This window comes from Streptomyces sp. NPDC006309, assembly GCF_040613095.1.
Lineage (GTDB): Bacteria > Actinomycetota > Actinomycetes > Streptomycetales > Streptomycetaceae > Streptomyces.
On the sequence record NZ_JBEXRO010000052.1, the window covers coordinates 1 to 12,382 of the forward strand.

Genomic DNA, 12,382 nt, shown 5'->3' on the forward strand with positions numbered 1-12,382 from the left:
CCGCTACGACAAGAGGGCCTACGTCTTCCACGGCACCGTCACTGTCGCAGCGGTCCGCTTATGGCTCCGGCCGTGATCCGCCGGACAGAACCTAGGGCCAGCTCGTCGTACCCGGAGGCGTGGTAGGCGCGTTCACAGGGGTTGCCGGCCGGGTCCTGGGCGGCGAGCCGGGCGCAGGTGCCGATGATGGGGCCGAATCCGACGTCGTTGCCGCCGATCTGGAGCGTCACCAGGTCGGTGTGCCGGTCGAGCGCGTCGAGCTGGGGTCCGTTCGTGCCCTGCGCCTGCCACATCTCGGCGGTCGTGGCGCCGCCGCAGCTCACGTCCGTGAATGTGCTCGCCTCGGTCCGGGCGGCCACGAGCGAGGGGTAGTTGTGGTCGGAGCGCGCGCAGCCGGCGTCGACCTGCCGGGGAATGCCGGGGCCGGAGGTGTAGGAGTCGCCGAGCGCCACGTAGGCGGCTGCGCGGCCGTGCCCGCCGGGGTGTGCCACGGCCGGTGCGGTGCCGGCCGCGACCAGGGTGCATCCGGCCAGTGCCGCCCCCAGTACGGCGCCCCGCCGCCGGTCCGCCGCCCGGCCCGCCGGGCTTCTGTCGTGCGTCATGCGTCCTCCCCCTCAGCTGCTGCGTCGCGCGGGCGGCGGCGCCTCAGGAGCGGCCCTCGCGCGTTCGACCGGGCCTGTATACCGTCCGGTAGGTCTCGCCGACCAGAAGCGGGAGGCGACGAGTTCGGGGGAGGGATCGCGCAACGGGCCCGGAGGTCCGGCCCGTTGCGCGGGGACCGGCACACCGGTGGCTTCGCCGTCGGCCGGTGTGCCGGTTCGCGTCAGACCGCGGCCGCCGGTTCCGCCGGGCCCGCCATCTCGAGCAGCGAGTCGTCCTCCGGGCGGGCACCGGAGAGCCGGTGCCGGGCGGCGATGAGGGCCATGTCGACGTCCCGGGTGCCGGTGGCCACGCACAGCGTGTACGACACGTCCGCGAGTCGCTGCCGGGCCTCCGGGGTGCTCTCGTCGGCCCCGAGCAGCGTGAGGGCCTCGTACTGGGCGATGAGGTCCTGTAGTACCGCGGGGTGTGCCATCAGCATGGGTCCGCCTCCTGGTGCGTCGCCGATCTGCGAAGTCGCAGCGCGGTTACCCGTGTTCAGGCACTGTATGCCACCCGGCGGCCGGCCGGGCCGGTTCGACGTCCTGGGCATGACCGCCGTCACCTTCGGCTCCGGCGAGCACTCGGGCAACCCCTACAGCCGGAAACCACGCCCAGCCCGCCCGGATCGGCGTCATGCCCCGGGGCCGCGACGGAACGGGAGCCGTCGGCGCCTCCGGACCGCGGCAGCGAGCCCAACGCCCGCTCGCATCAGCGCCGTTGGGCGATGGGCCTGGCGGGCGGGACCGTCGACGAGCGCTTCGTCGACGACCTGGCCGTGAAGGTCCCGACCATCAACGAGGACCGGCTGGGCGGCGAGCACCGGCATCGTCACGTGCGGCCGCATGACCGCATGACCGCATGACCGCATCACGGCATGACCGCATGACCGCACGACCGGCGCCCGCCGCGCCCGCGGGCCCGGCCGACGCCCGGGTGCCCGGCTGCCCGGCGAGGCCGTCCTCGTCCCCGCCGCCGGTGCCACGCGCGACCGGCGACCGGGCCGGGTCCGCCCCCCGGGGGGAACGAGAACCCCCGGGGCCGCGGACTGCTGCGGGCCGCCGTGGCCCCGGGGCGCGGGGCGGGAGACCGACGCCCGAACCGGGGACGGTCGCGGGCCGGACCGCGCGGCCGTCCGGTCCGCTCCGTCCGGCCCGCTCCGTCCGGCCGGAAACCGTGTTCTGGCCGGAAGCGGTCCCCGTCACAACCGGGGGCTCTCGTTCCGCCGTCGTGGGGGCGCCTCGTCCGCGCCAATGCCGACTCGCGCACCACCCCCGACGCGGGCCCCGCGCCCCCCTCCGGTTCACCGCGCCCCGGCGTGCGCGTATGCGACGCGCGACGCGCCGTCACGACGTCCGCACGCCCTCTTCACGCCACGGCCACTTTCGGCCGAGCCCTGTCCGAGCCCGGTGCGGCGGGGCAGACGGCGTGACGCACCCCTGCCTAGCCTCCCGGCCCATGCGATCACCTCTGCTCGGACGCCTCGGGCTCACCGCCGTCCTCGCCTTCCTCCTCGCCGTCTTCGGCCTCGCCCCGAGCGCGAGCGCCGACCCCGCGCCGGCCCCCCTCACCTTCGCCACCGACAGCGCCACCACGACCCCCGGCGGCACGGTGAAACTGTCGATGACCATCACCAACAACAGGACCTACGACATCTGGTTCGTGTACCAGACGATCGACCCGACCTGGCTGACCACCCAGCGCCCGGACCTGAAGTACAGCTTCACCGGGTGCAGCCTGGCGACCGCGGGCGGCAGCAGCGCCTGTTCCGGCACCGGGCCGAGCAACCTCGGCGGCAACTACGGCGCGACCGTCCCGCCCGGCCAGAGCCGCACCGTCACGCTGACCCTCCAGATCGCCGCCGACTCCGGCTGCAACGGCAACATCGGCTTCTACTCGTACTACTACGCCGAGTTCAGTGACGGCACCAACACCAGCGGCGGGCCCGTCTATACACCCGAGACGCGCGTCGTCTGCGCCTGACGGACTCCTCGGCCCCGTGACTGGGTGGCCGGAATTCGCCCCCCGGTCACCGGCCCGCGCGGTACGGACCCGACATGTCGCCCGGCGGACCACCATGGTCCGCCGGTGCGCCGCACCCCGGCCGGACCAGCGGACCGGGTCCCTTCGCCCGCCGTGGCCCCTGCGCGAAGACGACGCAAAAACGGCCGTTCGGGTTGCTTCAGGACACTGTCGGACACCTGCGCTTTTCCGTCAGGTTCCGTGACTCGACCACAAAAGCTACACAGAGACATCACCATGTGACGCGACAGATGCGTCGACGACCGGCTTCTGAGGGGGACGCCGGCGTCACGCGAGGGGGTGTCCGCTCCGTGGGAGCCATGCTCACCCCTGCCCGGGGAGGGGACTTCACCGCATGAAGCGGACCATACGCACCACCGCGCTGACGGTGGGCGCGCTCATCGCCGCGCTCGGCCTGGGGGCCGGCCCGGCCGAGGCCGACGCCACCACGCCGCGCATCGACCTCAGAGTCCTGGTGGTGAGCGACGGTGGTCCGGCCACCGACGCCATCGCCGCCGAACTCGACGCCGCCGGTACGCCCTACACGAAGGTCGACCTCACACGGTCCGACCGGCCCGCCATCGACGCGGGTTTCCTCGCCGACACCGTCGACGGCCGGCCGCGGGCCAGGTTCCAGGCCGTCGTGCTGCCCGACGACAACCCGTTCACGGCCGGCAGCGCCGAGATGACCGCGCTCGCCGCCTACGAGCAGACCTACGCGATCCCACAGGTCGACGCCTACACCTACGCCCGTCCCCAGGCCGGACTCCAGGTCCCCACCTCCGGCGGCTACTCGGGCAGCATCGACGGCGTCCAGGCCCAGGTCACCGCGGCCGGGCGCGGCGGAGCCTTCGGCTACCTCGACGGCCCGGTGCCGTTCGAGGACAACTCGCCCACCGTCGGCGAGAGTTACGCCTACCTGTCGACACCCGCCGCCGGCGCCGACTTCACCCCGTACGTGCAGGCCCCCATCCCGGGCACCACCAGGCAGGGCTCCCTGGTCGGCGAGTACCGGCACGACGGGCGGCGCGAACTGGTCGTCACCTTCGTCTACAACCAGTACCAGCAGCAGTTCCGGCTGCTGTCCCGGGGCATCGTGGAGTGGATGACCGGCGGGGTGCACCCAGGCGCCTCCCGCAACTACTTCGCCGTGCACGTGGACGACGTGTTCGCCGCCGACGACCGATGGGACACCACGCTCAACTGCACACCCGGCGACGTCGACTGCACCGGCGGCGCCGGCACGCCCAGCCCCATCCGGATGACCCCGGCCGACGTCGACAACGCCACCGCCTGGCAGAACAGCCACCACTTCACCTTGGACCTGGTCTACAACGGCGCCGGCAGCGCCGACCAGCGCGCGGACAACGACGGCGTGGACCAGCTCGCCGACAAGCTGATCACCGACCGGAACCAGTTCCGCTGGGTCAACCACACCTACACGCACGCCTTCCTCGGCTGCGAGCAGAACGTCACCGTCGTCCCGTGGACCTGCATCACCAACGCCGACGGCAGCACCAAGTGGGTCAGCCGCGCCACGATCGACAACGAGATCGCCACCAACCGCGTCTGGGGCCAGGTGGCCGGACTCCCGCTCGACAACACCGAACTGGTCACCGGCGAGCACTCCGGCCTCAGGATCCTGCCGCAGCAGCCCGCGGACAATCCCGGCCTGGCCCTCGGTCTCGCGGACAACAACGTCACCTGGCTCGCCTCGGACAACTCCCGCGACCCCCAGCAGCGCCAGGTCGGCCCCGCCACCACGGTCGCCCGCTACCCGATGAACGTCTTCTACAACGCGGGCCGGACCGCCGAGCAGGTCGACGAGTACAACTGGCTCTACACCGGCCGCGCCCAGGGCGGCAGCGGCATCTGCGAGGACAACCCGGCGACCACCACCTGTCTGTCCGCCCCGCTGGACACCGGCACCGGCTACACCGACTACATCGTGCCGCTGGAGACCCGGATCGCCCTCGGACACGTACTGTCCAACGACCCCAAGCCGCACTTCATCCACCAGTCGAACCTCGCCGAGGACCGCATCGCCTACCCCGTCCTCGACGGCGTACTCGACGGCTACGACGCCCTGTTCGCGGACAACACCCCCGTGGTGAACCTGCGGATGAAGGACATCGGCGTCGAACTCCAGCGCCGCGCCGCCTGGAAGACCGCCGTACAGGCGGGCCAGGTCACCGCCTACCGCATCGGCGACACCGTCACCGTGCAGGGACCGAACGGCACCGCCGTCCCCGCGACCCTGCCCGCCGGCACCACCCGCGGCACCACCGCCTTCGGCACCGCCTACGCGGGCGCCGTGTCCGGCTGGACCGCCTCCGCCGGCAGCGCGCTCACCTTCACCCTGCCGTCCTCCGCCACCGCCCCCTCCACGACCGCGCGCACCACCGCCGCGGCCACCGCCCCGGCCCCGCACACCAGGATCCCGGCGGGCGTGACCGAGCAGGTTCCGTACACCCCGGACAACTGAACGGCGCACCGGACCCGGGGCCGGTCCGGCCGGCTCCCGCACGCCTCGTGACGGGAGCCGGCCGGACCGGCCCGGGTTCCGGCCGCCCGCCGGCGCCCGGAACCCGCACGACCACCCCACACCTCGGCCGTGGAGCCCCAACGATGCACGTTCAGCACGGCGCGCGCCGCTCCGGCGTTGCGCACGTCACCCTGCTCACCGAAGGCACCTACCCGCACAGCCATGGCGGCGTCAGCGTCTGGTGCGACCAGCTCGTCCAAGGCATGCCCGACATCGACTTCGAGGTCGTCGCCGTCACCGGCACCGGACGCGAACCCGTCGTATGGGACCTGCCCGCCCACGTCCACAGCGTGCTGTCCGTACCCATGTGGGGGACCCCGCCGGAGGGCCGTCCGCCCCGGGGCCGGGCCCGCAACCGGCTCACCGCCGCCTACGAACGCTTCCTCATCGCGCTCCTCGACCCGCACGCCGAGGACGAGTTCCCGCCCGCGCTGTACACCATGGCCCGGGCCGCCGCCGACGGCACACTGAGCGCGTTCCTGCGCGGCGACCGGGCCATCGCCCTCCTCGCCGCGGTGTGGAACCGCCCGGGACTCGCGGTCCGCGAGGCCGGACCCACCCTGCACGACGCGGTCACCGCCACCGCCCTGCTGGAACACGCCCTGCGCCCGCTCGCCGCGCCCACCCCCCGGCACGGGGTGGCCCACGCGGTCAGCGGCGGGGTGGCCGTGCTGCCGGGGCTCGCCGCGCTGGAACGGTACGAGGTCCCCCTGCTGCTCACCGAACACGGCGTCTACCTGCGCGAACGCTACCTCGGCTACCGCACCGCCCCCTACCGCTGGCCGGTGAAGGCCCTCGTCCTCGGCTTCTTCCGGCTGCTGGCCGAGGAGAGCTACCGCCGGGCCGCCCTGATCACCCCCGGCAACCGCTACAACCGGCTCTGGGAGGAGCAGGGCGGCGCCGACCCGCAGACCATCCGCACCGTCTACAACGGCGTGGACCCGGCGGCGTTCCCGCCCGCCGGACCCGAACCCGCGGTCCCCACGCTCAGCTGGGCCGGCCGCGTCGACCCCATCAAGGACCTGGAGACCCTCATCCGCGCGTTCGCCCTGGTCCGCAAGGAAGTACCCGAGGCCCGGCTGCGGCTCTTCGGCGGCACACCGCGCGGCGGAGAGGCGTACCGGGAACGCTGCGAGGCCCTCGCCGCCGAACTGGGACACGCCGACGCCGTCACCTTCGAGGGCCGCGTCGACGACATCAAGGACGCCTACGCCGCCGGGAACGTCGTGATGCTCTCCAGCATCAGCGAGGGCTTCCCGTTCACCCTCATCGAGGCCATGTCCTGCGGCCGGGCCACCGTCTCCACCGACGTCGGCGGCGTCCGGGAGGCCGTGGGCGGCACCGGGCTCGTCGTCCCGCCGCGCGACCCCGCCCGCATGGCGGCGGCGGCACTGGAACTGCTCGGCGACGCCGAACGGCGCAGGGCGATGGGCGAGGCGGCCCGGCTGCGGGTGATCGAACAGTTCACGCTGCGCCAGACCATCGACACGTTCCGCTCGATATACCTCGAACTGCCCGCCCAGGTACGGCCGTCCACCGCGCCGGCCGCGCAGGGCGAGCTGCTCCGCGTCGCCGCGGGGAGCCACCCCGGATGAGCGGCCCCATGGCGCTCGAACCGGGCGGCACCGAGCGGGACACCCTCGCGCTGCGGCTCGCCGGCCCGCCCGCGCGCCGAGACGACCACACGCTGGCCCTGCGCCTGCCCAGGCGCGGCCCCGACCTGGAGGCGGTCAGCCGGCTGGCCGCCGACCTCGCCGACCGCGTCGGCCCGGCCGTCCACCCGTACGAGGTGGCCGCCCTGCTGGAGGCCGAGGGCCTGACGGCCGACGAGATCAGGCAGCGCTACGGCCACACCGGCCTGTTCTCCCTGGCCGCCGCCCTGTACGAGCAGGTGCCCCGGACCTTCCCCGAACCGCCGCCGACGGCCGACCCCTGGCGCCCGGACACCGTCCGCAGCCTGCTGCGCGGGGTGCTGTTCGCGCTGCCGGGCCTCGCCTACTTGCTCACCGCGCCCCTGTGGCACCCCGGCCGGCACACCGCCGCGCTCATCACCGCCGGACTGGTCTCCTGGGCGTGGGGACAGGGCCTCGGCCACCGCGCCCACCTGCGGCTGGCCACCGGCCGCAGGGAGGCCGCCCGCACCCTGCTCACCGGCGCGCCGCTGGGCGCCGCCCTGGCCACCGCATGCGCCGTCCCGCTCGCCGGCGCCTCCGGCCCGGTGCTCGCGGCGGCGGCGGCGCAGTCGCTGTACCTCGCGGCAGCGGGCGTCCTGCTGGTCCTGGCCCGGGAGCGGCTGCTGCTGGCCGCGCTCACCCCGCTGATCGCGGGCGCCGCCGTACTGCCCTGGTGGGAACCCGGCACCGCCGTGCGCACCGGGCTGCCGCTGCTCGCGCTGCTGGCCACCCTCGCCGGCACCGGCCACGCCCTGCGGGGCGCCCTCGCCACCCCGGCCGCGGCCGGCGGCGCCCGGCCCCGGCTGCGGTGGTCCCTGCCGTACGGGCTGTTCGGGCTGGCCGCGGGCGTGCTGGTACTGCTGGAGGGGCGGCGCGACCCGTACGCGGTGATCGTGCTGACCGTCAGCATGGGCCCCGCCGAATGGCTGCTGTACCGCTACCGGGGCCTGTCCGTCGCCGCCCTGCGCGCCACCGCCACCCCCGCCGGGTTCCTGCTGCGCTCCACCGCCGTCCTCGGCGGCTGCCTGCTCGCCTACGTGCTGCCGCTGCTGCCCGCCGCCCACCTCACCGGCGCGGCACCGGCCCCGCTGCTGCTGCTCGCGGCGACCCTGTGGACCGCGCTGCTCCTCCAGGCGTTCGGGGCCGCCTGGCCCCCGGCCGTGATCTGTCTGGCCGCCGCCGCGACGGCCGGCGCGGTGGCGCTGCTGCACCTGCCACCGGGCCGTGCCGCCCTGCCGCTGTGCTGCGGCGCGGCCGTACCGGCCCTGGTCGCCTGCGCCCTGCGGCTGCTCGGCCGGCCCGCCCGGCACGTCTGACCCACACCGATCGTCCCCGCGCAACCGACCGGAAGGATCCCCGACTTGACCTCCGCACCGCTCGCCGCCGTCACCGGAGCCGACGGCTTCATCGGCTCCCACCTCACCGAGGCCCTCGTCACCTCCGGCCACCGGGTCAGAGCCATGGCCCAGTACAACTCCTTCTCCTCCTACGGCTGGCTGGAGACCCTCGCCCCGGACGTCCTGGACCACGTGGAGATCGTCCTCGGCGACGTCCGCGACCCCGGCTCGGTCCGCGGCCTGCTCGACGGCGCCGACATCGCCTACCACCTGGCCGCGCTGATCGCGATCCCGTACTCCTACCAGGCCCCGCACAGTTACGTGGAGACCAACGTCACCGGCACCCTCAACGTGCTGGAGGCGGTCCGCGCCCTCGGCACACCCCGGCTGGTGCACACCTCCACCAGCGAGACCTACGGCACCGCGCAGACCGTGCCCATCACCGAGGACCACCCCATCAACACCCAGTCGCCGTATGCCGCTTCGAAGGCCGGCGGCGACCGGCTGGCCGACAGCTACCACGCCAGCTTCGGCACCCCGGTCGTCACACTCCGCCCGTTCAACACCTTCGGCCCGCGCCAGTCGATGCGCGCCGTCATCCCCACCGTCATCGGCCAGGTCGCGGCGGGGGAGCGGACCATCACCCTCGGCGATCTGCGCCCCACCCGTGACTTCACCTTCGTCCGGGACACCGCGCAGGCGTTCCTCGCCGTCGGCACCGCACCCGCCGGGCAGGTCGTCGGCCGCACCTTCAACGCCGGGACGGGCGGCGAGATCTCCGTCGGCGACCTCGTCGCACTGATCGGCAAGGTGATGGACACCGCCCTCGACATCCGTGAGGACCCCGCGCGTATCCGGCCGGCCAACTCCGAGGTCATGCGGCTGGTCGCCGACGCCACCCGGCTCGCCGGGGCCACCGGCTGGCAGCCCGCCCACACCCTGGAACAGGGCCTCGCCCACACCGTGGACTTCTTCCGCGACCCGGCCAACCTGGCCCGCTACAAGACCGGCATCTACAACATCTGACCCGGCCGGCACGTCCCCCCTGTGTCCTTGCGCCAACGAAGGAGGAGCCCCATGTACGCAGTGATCCTGGCAGGAGGCAAGGGCATCCGGCTACGGCCCTACACCACCGCGCTGCCCAAGCCGCTCGTCCCGATCGGCGACCAGCACGCCATCCTGGAGATCGTGCTGCGCCAGCTCTCGGCAGCGGGCTTCACCCGCTGCACCCTCGCGATAGGCCACCTCGGCGAGATCATCCGCGCGTACGTCGGCGACGGCTCCCAGTGGGGCATGCACGTCGACTACGCCACCGAGGAGAGCCCGCTCGGCACCATGGGCCCCCTGCTCACCCTCAAGGACCGGCTGCCCGAGACGTTCCTCGTCATGAACGGCGACATCCTCACCGACCTCGACTACGCCGACGTACTGCGCCACCACGAGCGGTCGGGTGCCCCGCTGACCATCGCCACCTACACCCGCAAGGTCCACATCGACTTCGGCGTGCTCACCACCGACGCGAGCAGGGTCGTCGCGTTCACCGAGAAGCCCAGCATGGACTACCGCGTCTCCATGGGCGTCTACGGCCTCAGCCGCGCCACCCTGGACGGCTACACACCGGGCCTGCCGCTCGGCTTCGACGAACTCGTCCTGGACCTGCTGAAGGGCCAGGACCCGCCGCACGCCTACGACTTCGACGGTTACTGGCTGGACATCGGCCGTCCCGACGACTACGACCGGGCCAACGCCGAGTTCACCAGCCGCAAGTCCCTTCTGCTCAAAGGAGCCTGAGTACCACATGCGCATTCTCGTCCTCGGCGGCACCGGGTATCTGGGCCGCCACGTGGCCGAGCGGCTGCGCGCCCTCCCGGGCGCGCACGTCCTCACCGCCGGCCGCACCGCCTCCGCGGAATTCGGCGTCGACCTCGCCGCCGACCCGCCCGAGCGGCTGGCGAAGACCCTGGCGGCGGCCGCCCCCGACGCCGTGGTCAACTGCGCGGGCGCCACCGGCGGCGACGCCGTGACCCTGGCCGAGGTCAACACCCGCGGCCCGGCCGTACTCTGCGCCGCACTGCGCGAGGCCGCCCCCACCGCCCGTCTGGTGCACCTGGGTTCGGCCGCCGAGTACGGGCCGGGCACCCCGGGCGTGCCGGTCACCGAGTCGGCGCCCGCCTGCCCGGTGACGCCGTACGGCGCGACCAAGCTGGCGGGCACGGTGGCGGTGACCTCCGCGGCCCTGGACGCGGTGGTGCTGCGGGTCGGCAATCCGGTCGGCCCCGGTGCACCCCTCGCGAGCCTGCCCGGCCGGCTGGCCGCGCTGCTCCGCTCGGCCGGGCAGGATCAGGAGGCGGTACTGAGCCTCGGGGACCTCTCCGCGCACCGCGACTTCGTCGACGTACGCGACGTGGCCCGGGCGGCCGAATGCGCCGTCACCACCACCGGGCCCCTGCCCGCCGTGCTCAACATCGGCAGCGGAACGGCCGTCCCCGTCCGGCAGTTGGTGCACGGTCTGGCCCGGCAGGCGGGCTTCGGGGGACGGGTGGAGGAGAGCACGGCCGGCTCGGCGCGCTCCGCGCAGGTGTCGTGGCAGTGCTCGGACATCTCCGCCGCGGCCCGGGCCCTCGGCTGGCGGCCGGAGCACAGCCTCGACGACGCCCTCGCCGCGCTGTGGACGGCCGACGCGGAGCGCGTGCCGTGAGCCTGCTGGTACCGCTGTACGTGCACCCGGCCGAGGACCCCGGCGCCTGGCACCGGCTGATCGCCGCGGCCGACCGCACCTACGCGGTCGTCCTCAACCCGGCGAGCGGACCCGGCACGGCCCCCGATCCCGCGTTCACGGCGGCCGCCCGGGCCCTGCGCGCGGCCGGCGCCCGCCTCGTCGGCTATGTCGACACCGACTACGGCGTCCGGGACCGGGACCGGATCACCGAGGAGATGCGCCGCCACCGGGACTGGTACGGGGCCGACGGCTGCTTCCTGGACCGGGTCACCGCCGGCCCGGAGGGCCTGCCCGCCTGCCGCCGCCTGGTCCGGGAGCTGCGGCGCCTGGGCGCCGGCCCCGTCGTCCTCAACCCGGGCGTCCATCCGGCGCCCGGCTACGCCCGCCTGGGTGACCTGACCGTCACCTTCGAGGGGCACTGGTCGACGTACGTCTCGGCGTTCACCCGGCCGGCCTGGGCCGCCCGGCACCCGCGGGACCGGCTGTGCCACCTCGTCTACGGTGTTCCCGAGGCCCTCGTCCCGCTCGCCGTCCGCACCGCACACGAGCGGGGCGCCGCGGTGTGCGGGCCGGTGACCGGCGAACCGCCCAACCCCTGGGCCGGGTTGAGTCCGGCGTTGACCGGCGGGGGCGGTGTGGAAGGCTGAGCCGGGACCGTATCCGCAGCACGGGAGGCAACCGACCGTATGGCCGTCATCCACGACACCACCCTGAAGCCGAGCAAGACGGAACTGCTCACCGACTGGCTCCCCACCCGCCCCTGGTACCGCGGCGGGCCCGGCGCGCCCGTGCTGGAGAGGTCCGGCGGGTTCCGGCTGGACGACCCCGAGGGCGAGGTCGGCATGGAGTTCATCGTGGCCACCGACACCGCGAGCCCCGAGCGCACGGCCTATCTGGTGCCGCTCACCTACCGCGGGGCGCCGCTGGAGGGCGCCGCACACGCCCTGGTCGGCACGATGGAGCACGGGGTGCTGGGCAAGCGCTGGGTCTACGACGGCTGCCACGACCCGGTGCTGTTCACCGAGCTGCTGGCGCTGATCGAGGGCCGGGCGCAGGCGATGGCGCAGAGTGTGAGCGACACACCCGACCACGAGGTGACCCGCTCCCACACCGGCGCGGCCCTCGTCCCCGACGTCCTCGCCCCCGAGCCGGCCGACGACCGGGACGGCACCCGTCTGCCCGCGCCCCACGGGACGGTCCTGCACGTGCACCGCGTGCTGACCCCCGTCGACGAGAATCCGCCGCCGCCCCCGCGGGAAGCGCTCGGGCATGTCGCCACCGGCTGGCCGGGTCCGGACGGCACCCGGCTGCGGGCCGTCCTGATGACGCTGCGTCACGCCTGATCCCGGGCGCCGCCCGCCGGCCGGCGGGGGGGGCCGGGGGGGGGGGGGGCGCGCCGCCGGTAGGGGGAGCCAACGGCTGTAAAACAAACACCAAAGCACTTTTA

The 12,382-nt window shown here is 74.2% G+C and carries 11 protein-coding genes and 1 pseudogene; 10 read left to right on the forward strand and 2 right to left on the reverse strand.

Annotation, left to right across the window (positions count from 1 at the left end; translation table 11 throughout):
* Positions 1–92: 92 nt before the first annotated feature.
* Both ABZ117_RS33930 and ABZ117_RS33935 read right to left on the reverse strand, forming a co-directional pair.
* Positions 93–602, reverse strand: a pseudogene (locus ABZ117_RS33930) (SGNH/GDSL hydrolase family protein); the annotation flags it as partial.
* Positions 603–823: 221 nt separating this feature from the next.
* A complete protein-coding gene (locus ABZ117_RS33935) occupies positions 824–1,081 on the reverse strand; it encodes a DUF5133 domain-containing protein (protein ID WP_356826608.1) in 258 nt (85 codons plus the stop codon).
* 285 nt (positions 1,082–1,366) lie between these two features.
* On the opposite strand from ABZ117_RS33935, the gene ABZ117_RS33940 reads away from it, so the two are divergent.
* The 10 genes from ABZ117_RS33940 (at position 1,367) to ABZ117_RS33985 (ending at position 12,278) form a co-directional block, all read left to right on the forward strand.
* Positions 1,367–1,504 carry a hypothetical protein gene (locus ABZ117_RS33940; RefSeq protein WP_356826610.1) on the forward strand — a complete coding sequence of 46 codons (138 nt, stop codon included), beginning with the start codon at positions 1,367–1,369 and terminating at the stop codon, positions 1,502–1,504.
* 593 nt (positions 1,505–2,097) lie between these two features.
* The gene (locus ABZ117_RS33945; protein WP_356826612.1) at positions 2,098–2,622 is read left to right on the forward strand and encodes a hypothetical protein; all 525 of its coding nucleotides are present in this window, start codon (positions 2,098–2,100) and stop codon (positions 2,620–2,622) included.
* Positions 2,623–3,016: 394 nt separating this feature from the next.
* Positions 3,017–5,146 (forward strand): hypothetical protein, encoded by a 2,130-nt coding sequence (locus ABZ117_RS33950; RefSeq protein ID WP_356826614.1) that lies wholly within the window; start codon positions 3,017–3,019, stop codon positions 5,144–5,146.
* Positions 5,147–5,289: 143 nt separating this feature from the next.
* A complete protein-coding gene (gene pelF, locus ABZ117_RS33955) occupies positions 5,290–6,801 on the forward strand; it encodes a GT4 family glycosyltransferase PelF (protein WP_356826616.1) in 1,512 nt (503 codons plus the stop codon).
* The gene (locus ABZ117_RS33960) at positions 6,798–8,195 is read left to right on the forward strand and encodes a hypothetical protein (RefSeq protein ID WP_356826618.1); all 1,398 of its coding nucleotides are present in this window, start codon (positions 6,798–6,800) and stop codon (positions 8,193–8,195) included. The genes pelF and ABZ117_RS33960 overlap by 4 nt, the downstream gene beginning before the upstream one ends.
* A gap of 45 nt (positions 8,196–8,240) precedes the next feature.
* Entirely contained in the window at positions 8,241–9,242 is a 1,002-nt protein-coding gene (locus ABZ117_RS33965) for a GDP-mannose 4,6-dehydratase (protein WP_356826620.1), read from the forward strand.
* A 51-nt stretch (positions 9,243–9,293) separates the two neighbouring features.
* Positions 9,294–10,007: a sugar phosphate nucleotidyltransferase gene (locus ABZ117_RS33970; protein WP_356826622.1), complete on the forward strand. Its 714-nt coding sequence runs from the start codon at positions 9,294–9,296 to the stop codon at positions 10,005–10,007.
* Between the two features lie 7 nt (positions 10,008–10,014).
* Positions 10,015–10,914, forward strand: a complete 900-nt coding sequence (locus ABZ117_RS33975; protein WP_356826624.1) for an NAD(P)-dependent oxidoreductase — start codon at positions 10,015–10,017, stop codon at positions 10,912–10,914.
* Positions 10,911–11,582 carry a spherulation-specific family 4 protein gene (locus ABZ117_RS33980; RefSeq protein ID WP_356826626.1) on the forward strand — a complete coding sequence of 224 codons (672 nt, stop codon included), beginning with the start codon at positions 10,911–10,913 and terminating at the stop codon, positions 11,580–11,582. The genes ABZ117_RS33975 and ABZ117_RS33980 overlap by 4 nt, the downstream gene beginning before the upstream one ends.
* Positions 11,583–11,621: 39 nt before the next feature.
* Entirely contained in the window at positions 11,622–12,278 is a 657-nt protein-coding gene (locus ABZ117_RS33985; RefSeq protein WP_356826628.1) for a 1,4-alpha-glucan branching protein, read from the forward strand.
* Positions 12,279–12,382: the final 104 nt, after the last annotated feature.